The organism is Thioalkalivibrio sp. ALE12 (assembly GCF_000381105.1).
GTDB lineage: Bacteria > Pseudomonadota > Gammaproteobacteria > Ectothiorhodospirales > Ectothiorhodospiraceae > Thioalkalivibrio.
In genome coordinates, this window is sequence record NZ_KB905905.1 from 539,232 (window position 1) to 562,033 (window position 22,802).

Consider the following 22,802-nt stretch of genomic DNA (forward strand, 5'->3'; position numbering starts at 1 on the left):
CGTTAGCTCCTCTCCGCGGCCGCCTCGGCGGCCGCATGGCTTTTGTCGGTCGAGGCCTGCAGGGAGGCGCCGTGCATCACGACCTCCTGCACACCGTCTTTTTCCATTTGTTCGCGGTGGCGCTGCAGCACATCCGCCAGCGAGCGGGTACTGAGAAAGTCGTAGACCTGCTGGCTCAGATCGGTCCACAGGTCGTGCGTCAGGCAGCGCGAATCGGAATTGCAATTGGCCTTGCCACCGCAGCGGGTCACGTCCACCGGCTCGTCCACCGCCACCACGATATCGGCGACGCTGATGCCCTCCGGATCCCGGCTCAGGGCATAGCCTCCGCCCGGACCGCGGCTGCTGTTCACCAGCCCCTTGCGGCGCAGCCTGGAAAAGAGCTGCTCCAGATAGGACAATGAGAGCTTCTGCCGGCGCGCCACCTCGGCCAGGGATACCGGCCCGTTGCGGGTGTGCATCGCCACATCCAGCATGGCGGTCACGGCGTAGCGGCCTTTGGTCGTCAGTTTCATGGTTGAGTGCACTTGTCGGTCATTTGCCGGCAAGCTTAGCAATACCTGACAAAAACGATCAAGTATTCCCCTGCTGTTTACGTTCTTGTTCGCTCGTGGCAGCTCCCGGGACCTCGCATTCGTCCGGCTCCAGGCCCTCCAGATCGCAGGCCTCCAGCGGGCCGGAATCGTCTTCGCCCAGGGCCTCGCCCGGGTCGATCCCGGCGCGCTTGAGCGCCTGGCAGGCCCGCTCCATGCGTTCGTCCAGGTCGTGCACCCGCTGCACGATACGGTGGATCGCGTTGGCCACCGGGTCGGGCATGTCGCGCGACAGGCCGTAGGCATCGAAGCCCATGCGGTCGGCCATCTGCTGGAATCGTGGATCGGGCTCGGGCCGTGGCCCGATGACCCGGGCCGGGATGCCGACCGCGGTCGCATCGGCCGGCACGTCCTTCAGGACCACCGCGTTGGAGCCGATGCGCGCATGGTCGCCAACGTGGATCGGGCCCAACAGCTTGGCACCCGCCCCGATGACCACCTCGTTGCCGAGCGTCGGGTGGCGCTTGCCCCCCTCCCAGGTCGTGCCGCCCAGGGTGACCTGGTGATAGATCGTGCAGTCGTCGCCCACCTCGGCGGTCTCGCCGATCACCACGCCCATGCCGTGGTCGATGAAGAAGCGCCGGCCAATGGTCGCACCGGGATGGATCTCGATGCCGGTGAGCCAGCGGCTGAAGTTGCCGACCACCCGGCCCAGCCAGCGCAGGCGATGCGTCCACAGCCAGTGCGCGAGGCGGTGATACCACAGGGCATGCAGCCCGGGGTACGCGGTCAGCACCTCGAAGGCGTTGCGTGCCGCCGGGTCGCGGTCAAACACGCAGCGAATGTCCTCGCGCATCCTGTCAAACATCGGCCGGCCTCATTCCTGAGTCTTGCACTAAGGTATCACGCGCCCCGCGCGCGCCCTCAGCGGCCCCTTTCCGTGTGCGTCAATATACCGCGCAGCATGCGCACCTCGCTGGCGCTCAGGCCGGCCCGCAGATACAGGTGGCGCAGGCGCCGCATCAGGTGGCGCGGGTTGTCCGGATCGAGCACATCGATGGTGGTCAGGGCCTGCTCGAAATGCCGGAACAGCCCCTCCATCTCCGCCTGGGTCGCGGGCGGGTCCCGCTCCACCCCGGTCGGCTCGGCTCCGGACACGGCGGGTGCTTCGCCATTCAGCGCCGCCATGCGCAGCGCGTAGGTCATCACCTGAACGCTGCCGGCCAGATTCAGGGAGCTGAAATCGGGGACGGTGGGTATCTGCACAAAGGCATTGCAATGATCGAGTTCGGCGTTGGTCAGACCGCTGTGCTCGCGGCCAAAGACCAGGGCCACCGGCCCCTCGGGGGCGTTTCCCAGCGCCTGCCCGGCCGCGACATCGGGGCCCAGGACCGGCACCGAGTGGGTGCGCAGACGGGCGCTGGTCCCCACCACCCAGACACAGTCGCGGATCGCGGCGGCGAGATCCTCGACCACGCGCGCACCCGCCAGCAGATCGTCCGCGCCCGAGGCCAGCGCCGTCGCGTCGGCATGCGGGAACCGCTCCGGCGCCACCAGCACGAGGTCGGTCACCCCCATGGCCTTCATCGCACGTGCGGCGGAACCGATGTTGCCCGGGTGCGTCGTGCCCACCAGCACGACCCGCACCCGACCGAGGCGTTCTTCCATTCCCGGGGCCCTGTATTGAACGGTGCGGGATTGTACACGCGCACGGTCACGACTTCCCAAGAAAGAGCCGCTTGTGTATTGTTCGCGGCCTTCCCGCGGCGCGCCACAGGCGCCCGCCGGACACCCCGCAGAACACCAGGAGACCCCCATGCACCCCATGCTGAACACGGCGGTATCGGCGGCCCGCGAGGCCGGACGCATCACCACCCGCGCCTGGGGCCGGCCGGATCGCATGAATACCCGCGAGAAGGCCCGCAACGACTGGGTTTCGGACGTCGACCTCTCGGCGGAACAGGCGATCGTGCAGACCCTGCGCCGCGCCTACCCCGATCACGCGATCATGGCCGAGGAAGGCGGCGAGCAAAGCGGTGCCGATGCCGATTTCGTCTGGATCATCGACCCGCTGGACGGCACCACCAACTACCTGCGCGAGATCCCGCAGTACGGCATCTCCATCGCGCTGAAGCACAAGGGACGGCTGGAACAGGCGGTGGTCTACGACCCGCTGAAGGAAGAGCTCTTTACCGCCACCCGAGGTGCCGGTGCCTTCCTCAACAGCCGCCGCATCCGGGTCTCCGAGCGCAAGGACCTCAACGGCGCGCTTCTGGGTACCGGCATCCCGTTTCGCGAGGGCCAGGACCTGGAGCGCTACCTCAGCAGCCTGCGCCACCTGATCCCGGGCACGGCCGGCGTGCGCCGCCCGGGCTCGGCCGCGCTGGATCTGGCCTGGGTCGCCTGCGGGCGCTTCGACGGCTTCTGGGAGATGGGCCTCCAGCCCTGGGACATGGCCGCGGGCCTGCTGCTGGTGCAGGAAGCCGGCGGCGTGGTCAGCGACTGGCAGGGCAACCCGGACGTGATGCGCCGCGGCGACGTCGTCGCCGGCAACCCCAAGGTCCTCAAGGCGATGCTCCAGCGCCTGCACAAGGCCGAAAAGGAAGCCTCCGCCCGCTCCGACGCCTGAAGGGCCTGTTGGGTCACCACGAAGCACACGAAGGCACGAAGAAGGTCAGATGCGACTAACAGGAAGGTTAGAAGATCGGAAGGAATTTAGTTTGGATGAATGACCCCGGAAACGGGCAAATCGCCACCAGAAATCGTTCCTTCCAGCCTTCCCTTCTTCCTGTTAACCGCCCTTGACCTTCTCCGTGTCCTCTGTGCGCTCTGTGGTAATACAGCCCTTCAGCGATCGCGCTGCTGCAGCCAGAGGATCAGGCGGGCGTGGTGGTGCGGGTCGGACTCGATGGCGCGCCCCGGGCGCAGGTCGTATTCCGCGAACGCCGCATCCACCGCCTCGCTGGCATCACGCCACTCCGCGCTGAGACGGAAGATCAGGGTCGTCGGCGACGGCCGGTGCACCGCCGGATGGAAGCGCTGCGAGATCATCCCCGGCAGCGGCGGCTCCGGCTCCGAGCGGAAGCCGTCGTCATCGCGGAAGCGTTCCCAGGCCGCCTCCAGCAGTGCCAGCGCCGGCCCCTGCTCACCCTCGCCCGTGGCGGCCTTCCAGTCCCGCAGGCCGCGCGCGACAAAGGCGTAATCATTCAGCGTGGCCGTCCCGGCCTGATCCGCGGGCAGCCCCATCAGCGTGGGCAATTGGTCCGGATCGGAAGCGACCTCCAGCAGCCAGCCGTGCACCGCCGCACCCGCCTCGCGGAAGCGCTCGTCATGCTGCGCCCCCTCCGCAAGGGCGGAGAGCAGCAGGCCATGCGCCCCGGTCAGGACCTTCTCGTCCCGCGGCAGGCCGCGCGCCTCGCGCGCCCGGATCAGCATCTCGCGCCCGGCGTTCACCTGCTCGCGAACCTCCGCCTCGTCCAGGTCAAAGCGCTCCACCAGGGCCTCGACCCCCGCGCCGCGCCGGGGCAGGTAGCCGAGATCGAACACGGAACTGCCCTCCATGCCGAACCACGCGCGCACCAGGTCCGGGTAGTCATGGTCCGCCAGCGCGGACTCCAGATCCGCCTCGGGCCACAGGTAGGCACCCCCCTCATGCCCTTCCTCGTCGACCGCCGACAGGCTGGAGGCGAACCCGCGGAAACCACCCTCGGCGGTATCCGCCTGCTCGCCGGTCTCGTCCTCGCGCAGGGCCATGTCGCGCTTGACGAAGTCGAGGTTCTCCAGCCCCAGCTCGATCCAGTCTTCGCGACCGAAATGCTCACCGGCCCGTAGATACAAAAGCGCGAGCTGGGCCTGATCCTCCAGCATCACCTCGAAATGGGGCTCGTTCCAGTCCGGCGACTCGGAATAGCGGAAGAACCCGCCCCCCAGCACGTCACGCAGACCGGAGTGCGCCATCTCGTCGAGCGTGATTTCCAGGAACTCGCCGACCCAGGGAGGCGCGGTGCCCGCCTGTTCGGCCTCCAGCATCGCGTGCAGATACGGCGAATGCGGGAACTTGGTGGAGCTGCCGAACCCGCCCTGCAGGTCGTCGGACTCGCGCTCCAGGCGACTCCACAACACCTGCGGCAGGCGGCCGGCGCGGCTTTCCGACAAGGGCTCCTCGCCCGCACGCAGTTGCTGGGTCAGCTCGTCACTGCCGCGCCGCGCCAGATCGACCAGCCGGTCGTAGTCCGCCTCCAGGCGTTCGGTAATGCCGTCGAGGAACTCGGCGAACTGATCGCGCGGGGCATAGACCACGCCGGTCAGGGCATGCCCCTGGGGCGTAACCACCACGTTGAGCGGCCAGCCCGCGCTCCCGGCAGTGGCGCGCTGAAACTCCAGCAGGTAGCTGTCCAGCGCCCCGTCGACCTCGCGATCGACCTTCACCGGGATGAAATTCTCGTTCAGCCGCTCGGCAATGCCCTCGTCCTGGAAGCTCTCTTCCTGCATGACGTGGCAGTAGAAGCAGGAGTAGTAACCGCTGGAGATCAGCAGCGGCCGCCGCTCCTCCCTGGCCTGTTCCAGCAGGGCCGGATCCCAGGCCCGCCACTGGACGGGGTCGTCCGTGTGCAGCCGGAGGTAGGGCGAGATGCTGTCGGCCATCTCGGGGTTGGCCTGCGCCGCACCGGGCATCGCGAGGGCTGCGACCAGCAGCGAAACGACCAGACCGACCCGGCGATTTTCCGGCGTTGCAAACATGTGACCCTCCAGCAGCATCTAGAAAAGGTTGCTACCCTTTGGGACGCGAAGACCGGAAAGGTTCATCCCTGCAGCCCAATGGTCTCCGCGGATCGCATCCGGGATCCGGCACTTGTACATGCGCTGTATAAATGTCGTACAATTTCTCCATGGCGAGCGCAACGCACATCGAACTTCAAGACGAAGAAGGCCTGTACCCGATCCGCCACGTGTGTGCGGAAACGGGCATCAACGACGTGACGCTGCGCGCCTGGGAGCGTCGCTACGGGCTCATTCGTCCCATGCGCACGCCCAAGGGCCACCGGCTCTACAGCCCCGGCGATATCGCCCGCATCAAGCGAATCATGGAACTGCTGGACCAGGGCATCCCGGTCTCCCAGGTCCACCGGGTTCTGGACGACGAACCCACAGCCGCCACTCCCCGCCCGGATCCGGACGCGACCGAAGACGCCCCGGACACCACCACAACGCCCCGTCATCGCGACAGCCCCGGCCCCGGGATTGCACCCCACACCATGGACCCGGTTGCCGAGGCACTGTACGACTCGGTCACGGATCTGGATGCAGGGGAGCTGGATCGCGTCTACGCCCGGCTGGTCATGCGCCACGGCTGGAATGGCGTGCACGAAAGCGCCTTCCTCGAGGTGTACCGCCGCCTGCGCGAGGAATCCCGACACAATGCCGAGGGCGAGGTCCGCCTGGCGGTGTTCGCCGCCTGGGCCACGGCGGCATTCGCGGACCAGCTGCGCTCGGCCACGCGCGCCTGCGACGACCCGTCCTACCCCTGCTTGGTGCTCGGCGGCGGCCACCAGCAAGTCGGTGGTATGCTGCTGCAGCTTGCCTGCGCCCGCCACGGCCTGAAGACCCTGCCCCTGTTCGACGCCACCAGCCCCGAGGGTCTGGAGACGCTGATGCGCCGTCTGCGTGCCCCGGCGCTGATCATCCATGGTTCCTCGCAGTTGATGCGCAGCCCCGAACTGCCCCGGGTGGAGGCCATCCTCAACCAAGCCGGACCGCCCTGCTACCTTGCCGGCTCGGCCGCGCTGGAGCTTTCCAAGGTCAAGCACGGCCGCACGGTGGAGGTTCTGCCCGGACCGCCGCTGGAGGCCGCCGCACGACTCTCCCGGCACCTGCCCCAGTAGCCGCCGCGCGCGCCTCCCGGCTCAGTGGCCACCTCCGCCGCATCCGTGCGCACCCTCCTGGTTGTGCTCGGCGACCAGCTCGCCCCCGACCACCCGGTTCTGCAGGAGCTGGACCCCGACCGGGATGCCGTGTGGATGGCCGAGGTGGCCCACGAATCCCGCCACGTCCTCTCGCATGCGGCCCGCACCACCCTGTTTCTGTCGGCGATGCGCCACTTCGCCCGGCAGCTCCGCAAGGCAGGCCTGAGCGTTCACTATCGCCATCTCGGGGAGCACCCCGAGCCAACCCTGGGCGAGGCCTTGGACACCGACCTGGAACGGCTCCAGCCGACCCGGGTGATCGTCCTCCAGCCGGGGGAACATCGTGTATGCCGTCAGCTTGAGGCCACCTGCCGCACCCGGGGCGTGCCAATGGAGGTCCGCGAGGATCCCTGCTTCCTGGTATCGCAGACGACCTTCGAGCAATGGGCCGGGACGCGCAAGCAGCTGCGCATGGAGTACTTCTACCGCCAGCAGCGAGCCGCCCTGGGCATCCTGATGAATGGCGACGAACCCGCCGGTGGACAGTGGAACTTTGACGCCGACAACCGCGGACATTTCGGCCGGGACGGGCCCGGCCTGCTGCCGCCCCCCGTCGCCTTCGAACCCGACACGATCACGCGCGAATGCCGGGATGCCGTCGCCCGGTATCTGCCGGAACTGGCGGGCCAGACGGATGCGTTCGACTGGCCGGTCACCCCGGAACAGGCACAACAGGCCCTGGCCGACTTCATCCAGCACCGCCTGCCCCTGTTCGGCACCTATCAGGACGCGATGTGGACCGACCAGCCGTGGCTCTATCACGCCCGCCTGTCGGCCGCGCTGAACCTGCACCTGATCCATCCGCGCTCGGTGATCGACGCGGCGGAACAGGCCTGGCGCGACGGCCATGCGCCGCTCCCCGCGGTCGAGGGGTTCATCCGGCAGATCCTCGGCTGGCGCGAATACGTGCGCGGGCTGTACTTCCACTTTGGCGAGGCCTGGCACGAATGGAACGCCCTGGAGGCGGAGCAGCCGCTGCCGGCCCTCTACTGGGATGCCGAAACCTCCATGCAGTGCCTGCACCAGGCCGTGGGCCAGACCCTGAAACGCGGTTATGCGCACCATATCCAGCGACTGATGGTCACCGGGCTGTTCGCCCAGCTCCTGGGCGTGCGCCCGGCCGAGATCCACGCCTGGTATCTGGGTATCTACGTCGACGCCGTGGAGTGGGTGGAACTCCCCAACGTGGTGGGCATGTCGCAGTATGCCGACGGCGGCCGCATGGCCTCCAAGCCGTACGTCGCCACCGGCCGCTACATTCAGCGCATGAGCAACTACTGCCGGCACTGCCCGTTCGACCCGGCCGAAGCCCTCGGCGCGAAGGCCTGTCCGTTCACCACGCTCTACTGGGACTTCCTCGACCGTCACCGCGAGCGCTTCGCCCGCCACCCGCGCACCGCGCTGCAGTGGAAGCACCTCGAGAAGATGGACCCCGAACGCCTCGAGGCCATCCGCGACCAGGCCCGCCACATCCGCAACACACTCGCGCAGGGAGACCGTATCTGATGCCGCGCCCCGGCCCCACCCTCGTCTGGCTGCGCCGCGACCTGCGCCTGGCCGACCAGCCTGCCCTGCACGCCGCCAGCGAGCGCGGCGGGCCGGTCATCCCGGTGTTCATCCATGCCCCGGAGGACGAGGCGCCCTGGCAACCGGGGGCCGCATCCCGCTGGTGGCTGCACCACAGCCTGCAGGCCCTGGACCAGGACCTTTGCAAGAACGGTTCGCGCCTGATCCTGCGCGCCGGCCCCGCCCTTGACAACGTGCGGACCCTGGTACGCGAGACCGGTGCCACTGCCGTCTACTGGAACCGCCTGTACGACCCCGCCCGGGTCCTGCGCGACCCGGAGATCAAGGCCGGCCTGCGCGCCGATGGCCTCGAAGTCCACAGCTTCAATGCCCACCTGCTGGTCGAGCCCTGGGAGGTCGAAACCGGCCAGGGCCGGCCCTACAAGGTCTTCACCCCATTCTGGAAGGCCTGCCTGCACCGCGGCATTGATCGCGACCCGCTGCCCGCGCCCAACGACCTGCCGCCCCCCGATGCCTGGCCCGCCAGCCTGCGCCCGGAAGACCTCGGACTCCTGCCCGAGATCGACTGGGCCGGGGGCCTGCGCGCCGCCTGGACGCCCGGGGAGGACGCGGCCCACCAGCGGCTGACGCAATTCCTCGACGGCGCGCTGCACGCCTACGCCAGCGAACGCGACCGCCCGGACCATGACGGTACCTCGCGCCTGTCACCGCATCTGCACTTCGGCGAGCTCTCCCCGCGCCAGATCCTGCGCGCCCTGCGCCAGACCGGCCTGCATCCGGACCACGGAGGACCCGAGGCCTTCGTGCGCGAGCTCGGCTGGCGCGACTTCGCCCATCACGTGCTCTATCACTTCCCCCACACCCCGGAACGGCCGCTGAACCCGCGCTTCGAGGCCTTCCCCTGGCGCGAGGACGCGGCGGACCTGCGCGCCTGGCAGCAGGGCCGCACCGGGCTCCCGATCGTCGATGCCGCCATGCGCCAGTTGTGGGAGACCGGCTGGATGCACAACCGCCTGCGCATGGTGGTCGGCTCCTTCCTGACCAAGAACCTGCGCCTGCACTGGCAACACGGCGCGCACTGGTTCTGGGACACCCTCGTGGATGCCGACCTCGCCGCCAACACCCTGGGCTGGCAGTGGGCCGGAGGCTGCGGCGCCGATGCCGCGCCCTACTTTCGCGTGTTCAACCCGCAAACCCAGGGCGAACGCCACGACCCCGACGGCGCCTTCGTGCGCCGCTTCGTCCCCGTACTCAAGGACGTCGAAACGCGGTATATTCACGCGCCCGGCGCCAGCGGCGCACGCGGCTATCCGGCCCCCATCGTGGACCTGAAAGCCAGCCGCCAGGCCGCACTCGAGGCCTTCCAGGCCATCAAAGACCACTGATCGAAACAGGCCCCTACCATGAGCTTCTCCGAACAGAACCTGCAGTACCCCAAGGACGTGAGCTACAACTTCAGCCGCTACGACGACACCACCCCGGTACGCGTCACCCACGAGGGCAAGCGCTTCATCGGCCAGCTGCTGAACCACGAGGCTCCCTACCGTATCCGCGTCACCGAGGAGGTCGTCAGCCCGGGCGCCTCGCGCTTCATCTCGGTGCGCGAGATCCAGGTCCAGACCCTCGAAGCGGTGGAATTTCTGCACAACGGCCACCACGGGCACTGAACCACTGCCGACGGCCGCGCCCGACTCCGGGCGCGGCCGTTGTTCCCCCGGCGTCGACCCGACATCGCTGCACGCAGCGCGCGCGGGACTGCTACTCTCGTAACAGGACCTCCGCCAAAAGGGACGACTGCCATGCACCGCTTACTTGCATCTTTCCTGCTTGGTGCCCTGCTGCTCCCCGGCCTGGCACTCGCCGACAAACCCGGCGATCAGCGTGCCATTGCCGGCATGGACACCGGGCGCATCCTCTGGGACATCACCATCGGCGAACCCGACCGGCTGATCGCCCGCCTGAGCGTGATCCGCGAGACCTACGACGACATGCAGCGCCAGGGCCTGGAGCCGGAGATGGTGTTTGCCTTCCGGGGCGGCGCGGCGGGGCTGATCGCCCGCTCCACCGACCACCTCGATATCGAGGACGTCTCCGCCGTGCGCCATATCCACGAACGGCTGGAGGGCCTGCTGGAACTGGACGGCATCCACATGGAGGCCTGCAGCATTGCCACGCGGCGCTTCGACCTCGAACAGGACGACCTGCTGCCCGGGATTCACCTGGTCGGCAACACGTTCCTCTCGATCATGGGCTACGAAAACCAGGGCTATGCAACCATCCGCATTGACTGACCCCGGCCGCGGAATGCCGGTACAATCAACCCGGACGGAGATGGGGCCCGCCCCTGCACCGCAAATGCGGCGGCGGCCCGGTACACGAACGCCCTGACCGGATCGCGGAAGGCCACAAACGGCCGCTGACGAAGAAGACGGGAGACCTGCTTGGCGCATATGGAAATCACGACCTTCGGCACCGTCGGCGTGCGCGTGGAGGACCGTGACATACCCGCTCTCTCCGGGACGAAACTCGGCCTGCTCCTCACCTATGTGGCGGCCGAGAGCCCGCGGCGTATCCCGCGCGAGGAACTGGCCCGCCTGTTCTGGCCCGACCTGGACGCCGACAGCGCCCGGGTCAACCTGCGCCAGGGCCTGTTCCAGCTGCGTCGCCAGCTACCCGCCGGCGACCCGCCCCTGCTCGACACGACGCCCCGCTATGTGCGCTTCCAGCCGCAAGCGGACTCGCGCATCGACTTCCTCACCCTGCAGCGTGCGCGCTCCGAGCGCCGCACGACCGAGGGGCGGGAGACCACGGCACCCCCGCCGGACCTGGCCATTGTGTGCGAGTACCGCGGACACTTCCTCGAGGGCCTGCGCGCCCTGCAGGACCTGCCGGAACTATCCGCCTGGGCCCAGTCCCAGCGCGACCATCACTGGCAGAATCTTCTGGTCTTCATCGGCCACAATCTCCCCGAACTCGCCAAGCCCAACGAGGGCGAACCCCTGCTGGCCGAGCTCCACCGCCTGCTGGCCATGGAGCCCCACGACGAGACCCTGCACCACCTCCTGATGAAGGCCCTGGCGGCCAGCGGCCACCCCAAGCGCGCGCTCGAGCACTATGCCCACCTGGAGGCCGAGGCCGGCAAGCCCCCGGGCGAACTGCTGGCGCGCACGCGCGAGGAAATCCTGGGCGCCGAACGCGCCGAGGCCAGCCATCAGCACGCCAGCCCCGAGGATGCCGAGCCCGCCACCCTGCGCCCCGAACGCCGTCGGGTCACGGTCGTGGCCTGCCATGTACAGCCCGATGCCGACGCCGACATCGAGATCCAGCAGCAACAGGTCAACCGCACGCTGGAGCATGTCGACTTCGTCCTGTTGAGCCACCACGGCCATGTCGTGCCCTCGCCCGGCCATGGCCTGCTCGCCTATTTCGGCTATCCCGCCGGACGCGAAGAGGCGACGGTCGACGCCGTGCATGCCGCCTGGCAGGCGCTGGAGAGCGCCCCCGGTGACTGCCAGCTGCGCCTCGCCGTGGATACCGACCTGATCGTCACCGGCGCCGACCCGGATCTGCCCGACCCCGCCGGCCAGCTCACCGCCCGCGTACACGAGTGCGCCCAGCGCGCCGACCCCGGCACCCTGCGCGTCAGCGCACCCACCCATGCCCGCGTGTCCGGCTACTTCAGCTTCCGCGAGGCGGAGGACGGCACGGGCGCCTACCGCGTCACCGGCGATCCCGGTCCGCTGGACCGCGTGGATGCCCAGACCCTGCGTGGCCTGACGCCGCTGACCGGCCGCAACCCGGAACTGCAGGCACTGCGTAGCCACTGGGATCAGGTGCTCGACCGCGACGAGGTCCGCTTCGTGCTGGTTCAGGGCGAGGCCGGTCTGGGCAAGAGCCGCCTGGCCCGCGGGCTCGATCTCCAGGTCCGCGGCCAGGCCCGCTCACGCTACCTGCTCAAGTGCCGCGAGGACCGCGCCCGCCAGCTCCTGGCCCCGGTACGCCAGGCCTTCGCCACCTGGATGGGACACGACACCCTGCGCGATGCCCGAAAGCGCCGACTCGCCGGCGCCCTCAAGCATGCCGGGGTCGCCCCGGAGCTTGCGCCACGCCTGGCCCACTGGCTCACCCATCCGGACGCCGACGGCCCCGAAAGCCTCGCCCACGAAGGGCTGGACCGCGACCGCATCATCGACACCCTGGTCGAACTGGTGCAGCGGCGCGCCGCCCACGGTCCGACCCTCCTGATCTGCGACGATCTCCACTGGATGGACTCGGGCACGGCGGAGTTCCTGCGCCGGCTGTACCAGCGCCTGCAGCACCAGCCGGTGATGGCCATCCTGACCGCGCGCATGAGCTTCCGCTCCTCCTGGCGCGATCTCTCACTGCAGCACATCCGACTGCACGGCCTGGACGATGCCGCCGCCCGCGACCTGGTCGATCGCCTGGACCCCCACGGCCGCCTGGCCAGCGGCGTGCGCGACCAGCTGGTCGAACGCGGCGAAGGCGTGCCGCTGTTCCTCGAGGAACTTACGCGGTATGCCCTGGAGGCTGCCCGCAGCGGTCAGCTCCCGGACACCCTGCCACCCGGTCTCTCCAACCTGCTGGTCGCACGCCTGGAACAGCTGGGCAGCGCCCGGGAACTGGCCCACTCGGCCGCGGTCATCGGCCGCGACTTCGATACCCGCATCCTCAGCCGACTGCGTGGTCAACCCGCCGACACCATCCGACGGCAGCTGACCCGGCTGACCGGAAAGGGATTCATCGAACCCGCCGGCATGGTGGACGGCGTGCGCTATCGCTTCCGCCACGCCCTGTTCCGCCAGGCGGCCTACGAGTCGATGCTGCTGAGCGAACGCACGCGCCTGCACGGCCAGCTGGCCGACCTGATGCAGGAAGACGGCGAGAACGGCATGCAGACCGCGGACTGGGGCCGCATCGCCAGCCACCTCTACCATGCCGCTCGCTACCCCGAGGCGGTCAGCGCCTGCCTGCATGCCGGCGAGGCGGCGTTCGCGCGAGGCCTCCTGCCCGAGGCCTCGCACTACTTCGAGGATGCCCTGGCCTGCCTGGAGCGCCATCCGGCAGCTCACAAGGAACATGACCCGACGGATTTGGAACACAACACGCTGCGGGCCCTCGGCGGGCTCGGCGCGTCCAATCTGGCCCTGCTGGGCTACGGTTCGCGCACGGTCAATGACATCTTCGAACGGGCCATGCACCTGACCGCGCCGGAGCAGGATCCGGTGCAGTACTTCCGCGTGCTGTGGGGTTTGTGGCACGGCGCCGGCTCCTGGCATGGCTTCACCGAGGCCCACCGTCTCGCCGGGGAGATGGAACAGCTCGCCGAGCGATCCGGCGACCGCCTGCTGCGGATCGCCGCCCATTACGTACAGGGCAACACCCACTTCTGGACCGGTCGCTTCGCCGAGGCCCTGGAACATCAGACCCGGGCGGTGGAGCTCTATCGCGAGGAAGACCACGCCGCCCTGGTAGCCCGGCACACCGAGAACCCGGCCATCAGCGCGCGCGGCTTCATGGCCTGGACGCTGCTCCACCTGGGGAACCACGCGCGCGCCTGGGCCGAGATGGACACCGCCTGCGAGCAGGCGGACGCACTCGGCCATCGGCCCACCGAGGCCTTCGTGCAGGCCTTCCGCGCCGTGCTCGGCTTCTACAGCGGGGATCCGGACTCCACCCTGCCGGCGGCACGCCGAACGCTCGCCATCGCGCGCGATTACGACTACCCGCTGTGGCGCGCCGCCGGCATCACCCTCGAGAGCTGGGCCCTCGCCCGCCAGGGACAAGCCGACGCCTGTCAGACCATCGAGCAGCAGGTGGAGGCCATGCGTCACATCATGGACGGGGTCAACACCATCTTCCAGTACATCCTGCTGGACGCCCTGCAGGCCAGCGGCACCGCGGCGGACCAGCGCCTGAGCGTCGCCGACGTCGCCCTGGCCGGCTGCCGCAAGCGGGGCGACCTCGCGTTCGAAGCGCCGATCCGGCGCCTGCGCGCCGTGGCCCTGCTCGACCAGAGCCAGGGACGCGACGAAGAAGGCTGGCACGAACTCGAGCGCGCCCGCCGTATCGCCCACGAACAGGGCAACCCCAATATCGAGCGCCAGGCCCTACTGGATCATGCGCGCTACGCCACGGACCCCCAGGTGCAGTCCTGGGCCGAGCGCGAACTCCTGCGCATCAACCACTGCATCATTCCCCGCCCGCACCCGGACGAACCCCGCCAGCGCGACCCCCGCCTCGCCTGAGGCCGTACACGCTCCAGCGAACGGGACAGCCCACAACCGGGGCCGCGGCGGTGGTGCTGCCACCACCCAAAAAAGAAAAGGCCCGAACCTTCCGGTTCGGGCCTTCTCGGGATATGGCGTCCCCACGGGGATTCGAACCCCGGTCGCCGCCGTGAAAGGGCGGTGTCCTAGGCCTCTAGACGATGGGGACGTAGAGGCAACGTCTTGTTGCTATTCCGGTGGGCCTTTGGGCCGGTCTTCTTCGCTACCCGGTGGCCGATGCAGAAGCGTCGTCACCAGACCGTTGAATACCAGCAAAAACCCGATCGGTACCAGCGCGATGAGGGGCTTGGACCAGGTCTGTTCCCCGGTGAGCATCAGCCCGAATCCGCCGATCAATCCGACTACTGCCAGCACCAATCCAACGTAGAGTGATATGACCCCGAAACGATGCATTGATGAACTCGCAAATCACCTGAGTGGTGGAGCCAGGCGGGATCGAACCGCCGACCTCCTGCATGCCATGCAGGCGCTCTCCCAGCTGAGCTATGGCCCCGTGTCAGGCGAGCGCGTACTGTAGCCAGCACCCCGAAATGTGTCAACCCGCTTCGGCGGAAATTTTCGCCAGCGCGCGGTCGATGCGGGCCAGGGCGCGCTCGCGCCCGATGAGCACCAGCGTATCATCGATAGGCGGGGAGACCGTACCCCCGGTGAGGGCCACGCGCAGCGGCTGTGCGACCTTGCCGAGCTTCAACTCCAGGCGCTCGCCGGTATGCACCACCACCTCGTGCAGCGGCTCCTTTTCCCAGGCGCCCAGTGCGCTGAACCCGTCGTGCAGGGTCTGCAGCACGGGCTTTGCCTCGGCGGTCAGCTGCTTGCGCGCGGCCTTCTCGTCGTAGTCCTCGAACTCGCGATAGAAGTACACGCTGTTCTCGGCCATCTCGCGCAGCGTGCGCGCGCGTTCGCGCTGGGCGATCACCACATCGCGCATCGCCGGACCATTGGCCGGATCGATGCCCAGCTGGCCCAGGTGCCAGCCGAACTCCAGCGCCACATGATCCGGGTCCAGCGACTTGATGTAGTGCTGGTTGAGCCACAGGAGCTTGTCGGGGTTGATCGCCGAGGCGGACTGGTTGACGTCCTCGATATCGAACAGACGCACCAGTTCGTCCACCGAGAAGATCTCCTGGTCGCCGTGGGCCCAGCCCAGGCGCACCAGGTAGTTCAGCAGCGCCTCCGGCAGGTAGCCCTCGTCGCGGTACTGCATCACCGAGACCGCCCCGTGGCGCTTGGACAGCTTGGCACCGTCCGGGCCCATGATCATCGGCAGGTGGCCGTAGCGCGGCGGTTCCACGCCCAGCGCTTTCAGGATGTTGATCTGGCGCGGGGTATTGTTCAGGTGGTCATCGCCACGGACCACATGGGTGATCCCCATGTCCATGTCGTCGACCACCACCGTCAGGTTGTAGGTCGGCGAGCCGTCGGAGCGGGCGATGATCAGGTCGTCCAGCTCGCTGTTCTGGAACGCGACCTTGCCACGCACCATGTCATCGACGACGGTCACGCCCTCGTCCGGCGTGCGAAAGCGGATGACCGGCTCCACGCCCTCGCGCGGCTCGGTGCGCGCACGGCAGCGACCGTCGTAGCGCGGCTTTTCCTTGCGCGCCTTCTGCTCCTCGCGCATCGCATCCAGCTCTTCCTTCGTGCAGTAGCAGCGATAGGCGTGGCCTGCAGCCATCAGCTGGTCGATCACCTCCTTGTACCGGTCGAAGCGTTCCGTCTGGTAGAACGGCCCGTGATCGTAGGTCAGCCCCAGCCAGTTCATGCCCTCGAGGATCGCGTTCACCGACTCCGCGGTGCTGCGCTCCAGATCGGTGTCCTCGATCCGCAGTACGAACTCGCCACCATGGTGGCGGGCGTACAGCCAGGAGAACAGCGCGGTGCGGGCACCGCCGATATGCAGATAGCCGGTCGGACTGGGGGCAAAACGGGTGCGAAAACTCATGCGGGCTACTCGTCTCGATCGGGAGGTGGAAAACGAAGGCGCATAGGGTAGCAGAACGCCACTGCACTGCCGCGCGGACCGCCGACTATACTCGAAATGAGTACACAGACCGGCCGAACCCGGGCCCAAGGAGTACCCATGAATACCGCTCTTACTCGGCTCTCCACACTGCTCGTGCTGACGGGAGGCCTCGCGCTGGCCGGAAGTGCCATGGGCAGCGACCGCATCGCGCCGCCGGATGGCGCGAAGGTCTATTTCATCAGCCCGCAGGATGGCGAAACGCTCGAAAGCCCGGTGCGGGTCCAGATGGGCCTGCGCGGCATGGGTGTCGCCCCGGCCGGTGTGGAGATGGACAACACCGGCCACCACCACCTGCTGGTGAACAAGCCGCTCGACGAGGTGGACCTGGACGCCTCGCTGCCCTTCTCCGACCACAAGCGCCATTTCGGCGGCGGGCAGACCGAGGGCGAGCTGGAACTGGAACCCGGCGAATACGCCCTGCAACTGCTGTTCATGGACTACCGTCACATCAGCTTCGACCCGCCCGTTGTCTCCGAGAAGATCACGATTACCGTGGAATAGATCTGTACCACACCATCAAAAAGCCCCCCTCCGTTTCCGGAGGGGGGCTGGCGCATTCGATTCCGATGCGGCCGGTTACGGCAGCGCAGGAATCTCGAACTGCGGCATGTCGCCGGTCAGCGCGTGCATGAAGGCCTCGATATCCGCGACCTCGTCATCGCTGAAGTCCTGCCCCAGCATTTCCTCGCCCATGATGCGGATCGCCTCTTCCAGCGTGGCGGTCTCCCCGTTGTTCATGTAGGGGTAGGTCAGGGCCACGTTGCGCAGGGTCGGGGTCTTGAACGCAAACCGGTCGCTCTCCTCACCCGTGACCAGGTAGCGGCCCTCGTCCTCCGAACCCGGCACCTGGATACGGTGGAAGTTGCTGTCGGTCAGCGCCGGCCCACGGTGACAGGCCACGCAGCCGTTGTCGGCGAACAGTTTCATCCCGCGCATCTGCTGCTCGCTCATCGCGCCCTCATCCCCGGCCAGCCAGCGATCCAGCGGCGAGTTCGGGGTGTTCAGCGTACGCTGGAACGTCGCCAGCGCCTTGGCCACGTGGTCGGTATTGATCACGTTGTCGCCGTCATAGTCGGGATAGGCGGCCTCGAATTTCTCCTGGTACTCATTGAACTCCTCCAGGCGGGCGATCGCATCCTCCAGCGGCATCGCCATCTCGATCGCGTCCTGGATCGGGCCCAGGGCCTGCCCCTCCAGGTCGTCCTCTCGGCCATCCCAGAACTGCGCGGTGAAGAAGCCGGAATTCAGCACGGTCGGGGTATTGCGCTCGCCAACCTGGCCGTCATGGCCTACCGCGCGCGGGATGCGGTCCGCCCAGCCCAGCGCCGGGTTGTGGCAGGTCGCGCAGGAGATCACGCCGGAGCTGGAGATGCGCGGCTCGAAGAACAGCATCTTGCCCAGCTCGATCTTCTCCTTGGTCATCGAGTTGTCCGCCGGGATCGGCGGCAGCGCCGGCAGCGGCTCGAACACATCGCGATACTGCGAGTAATCAGTATCCGCCACGGCGGGCGCGGCCACGCCCAGCGCCAGGGCGGTGCAGGCCGAAAAGATGGCGCTGCGAAGATAAGAACCTCGGATCATGGCAAAGTCTCCCTGAAATTGGATCGGTGTCGGCGAAGACCGATATAGACTCGGTCCAAATCACCTGAATCCCACCCTATCGACCCGGTATTCGATCGACCAGCGAAATCAGCGCTCCCGTTGATCCAGATCAATCACTGCGGTTGGTCGCTCATCAAACGCTCTTCTTGCCAGCCTGTTTGCACCCCAGTACCCTTCGCCCCGCCTCCAGGTGCCCTGGCGTTCCATCGCCGGGGATAATCGGGAAGCCGGTGCGCGAACTGCCGTTCGCAATGCCGGCACTGCCCCCGCAACGGTAGGTGAAGACAACGGATCAACAACCACTGCGCCGCAATTCGGTGTGGGAAGGCGATCCGCCCGGGCACCCCCGCCCGCTTCACGAGTCCGGAGACCGGCCAGGAGGAAACCTGACGCTGCGGCGGGCAAGCGGTCGGGTCGGGCTTGCTGTGTCTATAGTCCCCGACCTCCCCTGGCCCACCCAGCGTCGTTCCATCCACGGCGCACGGGGTGTGCGTCCCAGGGAGAATGACCTTGAACAAACCGACCCGACGACCCGGCCGGCCGCCACTCCTGGCTCCGGCCCCGACCCTTCTCGGCCTGTTGATCGCCAGTGGCGGGGCTTCCCCCCTCCAGGCACAGTTCGAGTTCGGCAGCGAAGCCGACGGCTTCGCCATCACCCTGGACCCGCTCATCCAGGGCCGCTACGCCATCGAGCGGGTCGACGAGGGAACCACCACCGAATTCGACTTTCGCCGTGCCTGGCTGGACACGACGGGCACCCTCTTCCACCCCGATCTTAGTTTTCGCCTGCAGCCCGACTTCAGCAGCGGCGAGCTCTCGATGCGCGATGTCTGGCTCCAATACGCACTGACCGAGTCCCTCGACCTGCGCGCCGGCCAGTTCACCGTGCCCTTCGGCCTGCCGCGGGACATCGGTGGCCCCAACCGGCTGTTCACCGAATTGAGCATCGCGGGGAATCAGTTCGAGGTCCCGGCTGGACGCGATACCGGCGTCACCCTACTGGGGGGCGACGGCGACGACCGGGCCTGGGCCATCGGCGTGTTTGATGGTCGCGGCCGCCTTGACCAGCGGGATGACCGACCGTCCACCTCCGGCCACCTGTTCAGCGCTCGGGGGGCCTGGGCACCGGTAGGCACCCTTCCACGCGACAACACGACCGTCGGCAAGCCGGTCGAGCATACAGTGGCCCACGGCGTCGGCCTGCAGGCGGCGAACCGCAATCACCTGCGCGACTGGACTCGCGGGCGGGAGAACCAGGTAAATCAGCAACGCGCCGACTGGGTCACCGCAACGGCCGACAGCGTCGTCAAGTTTGCCCGCACCGCCATTTCATTCGCCGCCTTCCGCCGCGACGTATCGCCCGATCACGGCCCCGCATACCACGACTTGGGCGCCGAACTCGAGCTGGCTCAGGCACTGCCCTGGGAGGGGCTAGAGGTTGCCGCGCGCCACGCTGTGCTGCGCCACGACGCCGGCGACGACCTCGGCACCGACGAGCGCTGGCAGCGCGAGCGGGGCGCCGGCCTCAACTGGTACCACCGCGGCCAGCGACAAAAAACCCAATTGATGTGGCTGGACCGCGACGCCGGCACTTCGGACTGGGAGCTGCACTTGCAGCACCAATTCCGCTTCTGACACTGGAAAGGAGATCCGACATGACTCGAACCCCCTTTACACCGGCCCTCCGGATCGCCGGCCTTGTCCTGTTCCTGCTTGCTGCCACCGGCGCCCATGGCGACGAGGTGACGCTCCCCATGCCCGGCCCCTGGGGCAAAGACTACAGCGAGACGATGGACAACCCGGCCACAGTAGACGCCACCGAGGCCTTCCAGCGCTTCCGCCAGCAAAGCATGCAGGGCACCTCAGCCACCTACCGCAGCATCGAGCAGATCCTGCGCTACGACGCACCGTTCGCCGAGCGCCTGCCCGACCTGGCCGAGGAACTGGCGCGCCGAGCCGCCGACATCGAAACCTGGTTCGCTCGCGAGACCCCGGCGCGGGACGGCGAACCCGGCGCCCTGCCCGCGGCCTGGGAGGACCCGGAGTTCTCCGAGTACAAGGCAGCCTACCGCGAGGCCGCCGAACGACTGCAGCGCAAGGTCGAGGCGGCCGAGGACCTGGAGAACGAAGACTTCCAGCTTCGCGCCACCGAGGCCCTGAACGGCGTGCGCCACCATTGCTTGGCCTGCCACGACCACTACCGCCGCCGCTAAACCGGGCGGGAACCAAGGGGCCGCCTCACGGCGGCCCTTTCCGTGGTCCTGATCGAGAAGAAACCGCCTTCGCCTGCAAGCAGACTCCTACAGGTTCCTGGCGATGTGGGAACCTGCTTGCAGGCGAAAAGCCCAGTGCCCCACAACACCCACCGGAGTCACCCCTGCCTGCGGAAGATCGGGGCCGCCGCCGCTTAGTCCCCGTCCATGCCGCGGTAACGGCGCACATGCGCCGGGTCGTACAGCGCACTGTCGCGGAAATCGCCCGGGTCCAGCGCCGGGCCCACCAGGATCAGCGCCGAGCGCCGCGTGGTCAGGGCCTGCGCCCGTTCCGCGATATTCCCCAGCGAACCGCGCACCACGGTCTCGTCCGGCCAGCTGGCACGGAAGACGATGGCCACCGGGCAGTCGCAGCCGTAGTGCGGCCGCAGGTCCTCGACCACGGTCTCGATATTGTGCAGCGAAAGATGGATCGCCAGGGTCGCCCCGGTGGCGGCAAAGCTCGCCAGCCGTTCGCGCTCCGGCATGGAGGACGCCCGTCCCGGCGTGCGCGTCAGCACCACCGACTGCGCCACCTCCGGCACCGTCAGTTCCCGCCCCAGAGTCGCGGCGGCGGCGGAGAATGCCGGCACGCCGGGCGTGATGCTGTACTCGATCCCGGCCGCCTCCAGCCGACGGATCTGCTCGCCCAGCGCGCTGTAGACCGACAGGTCGCCGGAGTGCAGGCGCGCCACGTCCTGGCCCGCCGCGTGGGCGCGTTCGATCTCCTCCATGATCGCGTCCAGCGTCAGCGGCGCGGTGTTGACCACGCGCGCCCCCTCCGGGGCATGTTCCAGCACGGCCTCCGGCACCAGTGAACCCGCGTACAGGCACACCGGACAGGCCGCAATACGATCCCGGCCGCGCAGGGTCAGCAGATCCGCGGCACCCGGGCCTGCACCGACAAAATGAACCGTCATGATGACTCCTCGAAAAGATGTTGGCGGTCGACCCAGGCCACCGCGCAGCTGGCCTGCGGTGACAGACGCCGCGGCAACAGCAGACGCGCGCCCTCGCCGGCCGCTGCCAGCGCCGCTGCCTCGGCCACGGAACCGACCCCGGCCGTTGCACGCACCCGTGGCGATTCCGTCAGCACTCCCCCCTGGCAGTCCGCAAGGGCGGCCATGGACGGGAATACGAGTTCCAGTTCCAGCTCCCGTGCGACCGTCGCCAGCATGCGACTGTCACTCTTATGCACCGGTGCCGCCAGCTGCCGGGCCCCGAGCACTCCGGCACGCTCCACTCCCAGCACGGCGCGAGCCTCGGCCAGTACCTCGCGCATCAGACCCTCCAGCTCCCGGGCCGTACAGGCGGAGGCGAAGCCGACGCCCGGCACGACCAAGCCCCCCTCCTGGTTCAGATCCGGCGCAGGGCCCACAGGGTCACCGGCCGCAGCGGTTTCCAGCCGGACATCGCGCCGAGCGGTTCCGAGCGACTCACATTGATGCGTGTCAGCTCGCCACCATGGCGCTCGCGAGCCGCCGCCAACACCGCATCGCCCTCCACCGTCACGCTGCTGGCGACCAGGCGCCCCCCCGGGCACAGACGCTCCACGCAGTGTTCCACCAGCCCGGGCGTCGTCAGCCCACCACCGATGAAGATCGCGTCGGGGGCAAACAGGTCATCCAGCGCCTCCGGCGCGCGCCCGTGGATGCGGCGCAGTGCCGGCACTCCCAGTGCGCTCGCGTTGCGCGCGATGCGTTCCAGGCGCTCCGCGCGCGGCTCGATGGCCACGGCGGTGTTGGCCGGATCCGCCAGCATCCACTCGATGCCGATGGCACCGGAGCCGGCGCCCACGTCCCACAGCCGCTCGCCGCGACCGGGCGCCAGCAGGGCCAGCGCCACCGCCCGCACCTCGCGCTTGGTGATCTGACCGTCCTGCTCGAACTGCGCCTCCGGCCGGCCGGCACTGGCGGCCAGCACCTGCGCCGCCGGATCGGCCCGGCATTCCAGCGCCACGGTGTTCAGCGCCTCGATCGCGACCTCCGGCCAGGCCCCGGCGCGCGCGCGGACGACCGCCTCGCGGTCCGCACCGAGGGACTGCAGCACGGTCAGGGTGGAATCGCCGAAGCCGAGCCCGGTCAGCCAGTGCGCCAGTTCCGCCGGGGTATCCCCGTCGCGGCTCAGGATCAGCAGTCGCGCGCCGTCATGCAGCCAGGGCCGCAGCGCCTCCATCGGCCGGCCGTGCACCGACAGGCAGCGGGTCTGCTGCAGCGGCCAGCCCATGCGCGCGGCGGCCAGGCTGAACGCCGAGGGCGCCGGCCAGACGGCGGTCTGCGCGACCGGAAAGCGCCGCATCAGGGTCGCCCCCACCCCGAACCAGAAGGGGTCACCGCTGGCGAGCACGCACAGCGGCTGCCCGGCGCGCGCCTCGATCCAGTCCAGCGCGATCTCCAGCGGCGACGGCCACACCAGGCGCTCCTGCCCCGGCCGCTCCGGCAGCATCTCCAGATGCCTGGCGCCGCCGATCACCGTCGCCGCCGTGTCCAGCACCATGCGGGCATCCGGGGCCAGCCCGGCGAGCCCCTCCGCGCCCACGCCGACGATGTTCAGCCATGGCGCTCGCTCCTCGTTGGTGGCTAGACTGGTCATCC

At 68.5% G+C, this 22,802-nt stretch carries 20 protein-coding genes, 2 tRNA genes and 1 riboswitch; of the genes, 10 read left to right on the forward strand and 12 right to left on the reverse strand.

The features are described from left to right. Positions 1-2: 2 nt before the first annotated feature. From F614_RS0102475 to F614_RS0102485, 3 genes are read right to left on the reverse strand one after another with little or no spacing between them, the layout of a single operon-like run. Complete coding sequence (locus F614_RS0102475; RefSeq protein ID WP_018866828.1) at positions 3-515, reverse strand: Rrf2 family transcriptional regulator; 513 nt, start codon at positions 513-515, stop codon at positions 3-5. A 58-nt stretch (positions 516-573) separates the two neighbouring features. Further along, positions 574-1,401, reverse strand: a complete 828-nt coding sequence (cysE, locus tag F614_RS0102480) for a serine O-acetyltransferase (protein WP_196799349.1) — start codon at positions 1,399-1,401, stop codon at positions 574-576. A gap of 56 nt (positions 1,402-1,457) precedes the next feature. Then, on the reverse strand, positions 1,458-2,201 hold the full coding sequence (locus F614_RS0102485) for an RNA methyltransferase (RefSeq protein ID WP_019558187.1): 744 nt from the start codon (positions 2,199-2,201) through the stop codon (positions 1,458-1,460). A gap of 148 nt (positions 2,202-2,349) precedes the next feature. On the opposite strand from F614_RS0102485, the gene F614_RS0102490 reads away from it, so the two are divergent. Then, positions 2,350-3,162 (forward strand): inositol monophosphatase family protein, encoded by an 813-nt coding sequence (locus F614_RS0102490; protein ID WP_018866831.1) that lies wholly within the window; start codon positions 2,350-2,352, stop codon positions 3,160-3,162. A gap of 218 nt (positions 3,163-3,380) precedes the next feature. Here the strand turns inward: F614_RS0102490 and F614_RS0102495 are convergent, their stop codons facing one another. Beyond that, complete coding sequence (locus tag F614_RS0102495) at positions 3,381-5,291, reverse strand: thioredoxin domain-containing protein (RefSeq protein ID WP_019558188.1); 1,911 nt, start codon at positions 5,289-5,291, stop codon at positions 3,381-3,383. A 113-nt stretch (positions 5,292-5,404) separates the two neighbouring features. Between F614_RS0102495 and F614_RS0102500 the strand changes: the two genes are divergently transcribed. The 6 genes from F614_RS0102500 to F614_RS0102525 all read left to right on the forward strand — a co-directional run bounded on the left by F614_RS0102500 (position 5,405) and on the right by F614_RS0102525 (position 14,289). Beyond that, positions 5,405-6,415: a MerR family transcriptional regulator gene (locus F614_RS0102500; RefSeq protein ID WP_019558189.1), complete on the forward strand. Its 1,011-nt coding sequence runs from the start codon at positions 5,405-5,407 to the stop codon at positions 6,413-6,415. Positions 6,416-6,439: 24 nt separating this feature from the next. After that, complete coding sequence (locus F614_RS0102505) at positions 6,440-8,002, forward strand: cryptochrome/photolyase family protein (RefSeq protein WP_019558190.1); 1,563 nt, start codon at positions 6,440-6,442, stop codon at positions 8,000-8,002. Then, positions 8,002-9,408, forward strand: a complete 1,407-nt coding sequence (locus tag F614_RS0102510) for a deoxyribodipyrimidine photo-lyase (RefSeq protein WP_019558191.1) — start codon at positions 8,002-8,004, stop codon at positions 9,406-9,408. Before F614_RS0102505 ends, F614_RS0102510 begins: the two co-directional genes overlap by 1 nt. A gap of 18 nt (positions 9,409-9,426) precedes the next feature. Then, the gene (locus F614_RS0102515; protein ID WP_019558192.1) at positions 9,427-9,690 is read left to right on the forward strand and encodes a hypothetical protein; all 264 of its coding nucleotides are present in this window, start codon (positions 9,427-9,429) and stop codon (positions 9,688-9,690) included. Between the two features lie 132 nt (positions 9,691-9,822). Then, positions 9,823-10,314, forward strand: a complete 492-nt coding sequence (locus tag F614_RS0102520; RefSeq protein WP_018866837.1) for a hypothetical protein — start codon at positions 9,823-9,825, stop codon at positions 10,312-10,314. A gap of 159 nt (positions 10,315-10,473) precedes the next feature. Next, positions 10,474-14,289, forward strand: coding sequence for an AAA family ATPase (locus F614_RS0102525; RefSeq protein ID WP_019558193.1), 3,816 nt, complete (start codon positions 10,474-10,476; stop codon positions 14,287-14,289). Positions 14,290-14,403: 114 nt separating this feature from the next. Here F614_RS0102525 and F614_RS0102530 read toward each other — a convergent pair. From F614_RS0102530 to gltX, 4 genes are all read right to left on the reverse strand, one after another. Further along, positions 14,404-14,479: transfer RNA gene (locus F614_RS0102530), tRNA-Glu, on the reverse strand. Positions 14,480-14,499: 20 nt separating this feature from the next. Beyond that, positions 14,500-14,724, reverse strand: coding sequence for a hypothetical protein (locus F614_RS14220; protein WP_026279239.1), 225 nt, complete (start codon positions 14,722-14,724; stop codon positions 14,500-14,502). A gap of 24 nt (positions 14,725-14,748) precedes the next feature. Then, positions 14,749-14,824: transfer RNA gene (locus F614_RS0102535), tRNA-Ala, on the reverse strand. A 42-nt stretch (positions 14,825-14,866) separates the two neighbouring features. Then, positions 14,867-16,273 carry a glutamate--tRNA ligase gene (gltX, locus tag F614_RS0102540; protein ID WP_018878900.1) on the reverse strand — a complete coding sequence of 469 codons (1,407 nt, stop codon included), beginning with the start codon at positions 16,271-16,273 and terminating at the stop codon, positions 14,867-14,869. Positions 16,274-16,411: 138 nt separating this feature from the next. Between gltX and F614_RS0102545 the strand changes: the two genes are divergently transcribed. Beyond that, entirely contained in the window at positions 16,412-16,855 is a 444-nt protein-coding gene (locus F614_RS0102545) for a DUF4399 domain-containing protein (RefSeq protein ID WP_026280890.1), read from the forward strand. 75 nt (positions 16,856-16,930) lie between these two features. Here the strand turns inward: F614_RS0102545 and F614_RS0102550 are convergent, their stop codons facing one another. Beyond that, complete coding sequence (locus F614_RS0102550; protein ID WP_019558194.1) at positions 16,931-17,935, reverse strand: cytochrome-c peroxidase; 1,005 nt, start codon at positions 17,933-17,935, stop codon at positions 16,931-16,933. Between the two features lie 192 nt (positions 17,936-18,127). Beyond that, positions 18,128-18,350: riboswitch (cobalamin riboswitch) on the forward strand. A 110-nt stretch (positions 18,351-18,460) separates the two neighbouring features. Between F614_RS0102550 and F614_RS0102555 the strand changes: the two genes are divergently transcribed. Both F614_RS0102555 and F614_RS0102560 read left to right on the forward strand, forming a co-directional pair. Further along, on the forward strand, positions 18,461-19,591 hold the full coding sequence (locus F614_RS0102555) for a porin (RefSeq protein WP_026329787.1): 1,131 nt from the start codon (positions 18,461-18,463) through the stop codon (positions 19,589-19,591). A gap of 20 nt (positions 19,592-19,611) precedes the next feature. Continuing rightward, positions 19,612-20,169: a cytochrome c gene (locus F614_RS0102560; RefSeq protein ID WP_018878374.1), complete on the forward strand. Its 558-nt coding sequence runs from the start codon at positions 19,612-19,614 to the stop codon at positions 20,167-20,169. Positions 20,170-20,363: 194 nt separating this feature from the next. Here F614_RS0102560 and cobM read toward each other — a convergent pair whose 3' ends face one another. The 3 genes from cobM to F614_RS0102575 are packed head-to-tail and all read right to left on the reverse strand — an operon-like array spanning position 20,364 to position 22,800. Further along, complete coding sequence (gene cobM, locus F614_RS0102565; protein ID WP_018875740.1) at positions 20,364-21,128, reverse strand: precorrin-4 C(11)-methyltransferase; 765 nt, start codon at positions 21,126-21,128, stop codon at positions 20,364-20,366. Next, complete coding sequence (locus tag F614_RS0102570; RefSeq protein ID WP_018866848.1) at positions 21,125-21,586, reverse strand: cobalamin biosynthesis protein; 462 nt, start codon at positions 21,584-21,586, stop codon at positions 21,125-21,127. The genes cobM and F614_RS0102570 overlap by 4 nt, the downstream gene beginning before the upstream one ends. Beyond that, a complete protein-coding gene (locus F614_RS0102575; RefSeq protein WP_019558196.1) occupies positions 21,565-22,800 on the reverse strand; it encodes a bifunctional cobalt-precorrin-7 (C(5))-methyltransferase/cobalt-precorrin-6B (C(15))-methyltransferase in 1,236 nt (411 codons plus the stop codon). The genes F614_RS0102570 and F614_RS0102575 overlap by 22 nt, the downstream gene beginning before the upstream one ends. Positions 22,801-22,802: the final 2 nt, after the last annotated feature.

Excerpts from the sequence above, each read along its gene's own strand:
- F614_RS0102475 (WP_018866828.1), bottom strand. The coding sequence starts at position 515 with ATGAAACTGACGACCAAAGGCCGCTACGCCGTGACCGCCATGCTGGAT.
- cysE (WP_196799349.1), bottom strand. The coding sequence starts at position 1,401 with ATGTTTGACAGGATGCGCGAGGACATTCGCTGCGTGTTTGACCGCGAC.
- F614_RS0102485 (WP_019558187.1), bottom strand. The coding sequence starts at position 2,201 with ATGGAAGAACGCCTCGGTCGGGTGCGGGTCGTGCTGGTGGGCACGACG.
- F614_RS0102490 (WP_018866831.1), top strand. The coding sequence starts at position 2,350 with ATGCACCCCATGCTGAACACGGCGGTATCGGCGGCCCGCGAGGCCGGA.
- F614_RS0102495 (WP_019558188.1), bottom strand. The coding sequence starts at position 5,291 with ATGCTGCTGGAGGGTCACATGTTTGCAACGCCGGAAAATCGCCGGGTC.
- F614_RS0102500 (WP_019558189.1), top strand. The coding sequence starts at position 5,405 with ATGTCGTACAATTTCTCCATGGCGAGCGCAACGCACATCGAACTTCAA.
- F614_RS0102510 (WP_019558191.1), top strand. The coding sequence starts at position 8,002 with ATGCCGCGCCCCGGCCCCACCCTCGTCTGGCTGCGCCGCGACCTGCGC.
- F614_RS0102515 (WP_019558192.1), top strand. The coding sequence starts at position 9,427 with ATGAGCTTCTCCGAACAGAACCTGCAGTACCCCAAGGACGTGAGCTAC.
- F614_RS0102520 (WP_018866837.1), top strand. The coding sequence starts at position 9,823 with ATGCACCGCTTACTTGCATCTTTCCTGCTTGGTGCCCTGCTGCTCCCC.
- F614_RS0102525 (WP_019558193.1), top strand. The coding sequence starts at position 10,474 with ATGGAAATCACGACCTTCGGCACCGTCGGCGTGCGCGTGGAGGACCGT.
- F614_RS14220 (WP_026279239.1), bottom strand. The coding sequence starts at position 14,724 with ATGCATCGTTTCGGGGTCATATCACTCTACGTTGGATTGGTGCTGGCA.
- gltX (WP_018878900.1), bottom strand. The coding sequence starts at position 16,273 with ATGAGTTTTCGCACCCGTTTTGCCCCCAGTCCGACCGGCTATCTGCAT.
- F614_RS0102545 (WP_026280890.1), top strand. The coding sequence starts at position 16,412 with ATGAATACCGCTCTTACTCGGCTCTCCACACTGCTCGTGCTGACGGGA.
- F614_RS0102550 (WP_019558194.1), bottom strand. The coding sequence starts at position 17,935 with ATGATCCGAGGTTCTTATCTTCGCAGCGCCATCTTTTCGGCCTGCACC.
- F614_RS0102555 (WP_026329787.1), top strand. The coding sequence starts at position 18,461 with ATGACCTTGAACAAACCGACCCGACGACCCGGCCGGCCGCCACTCCTG.
- F614_RS0102560 (WP_018878374.1), top strand. The coding sequence starts at position 19,612 with ATGACTCGAACCCCCTTTACACCGGCCCTCCGGATCGCCGGCCTTGTC.
- cobM (WP_018875740.1), bottom strand. The coding sequence starts at position 21,128 with ATGACGGTTCATTTTGTCGGTGCAGGCCCGGGTGCCGCGGATCTGCTG.
- F614_RS0102575 (WP_019558196.1), bottom strand. The coding sequence starts at position 22,800 with ATGACCAGTCTAGCCACCAACGAGGAGCGAGCGCCATGGCTGAACATC.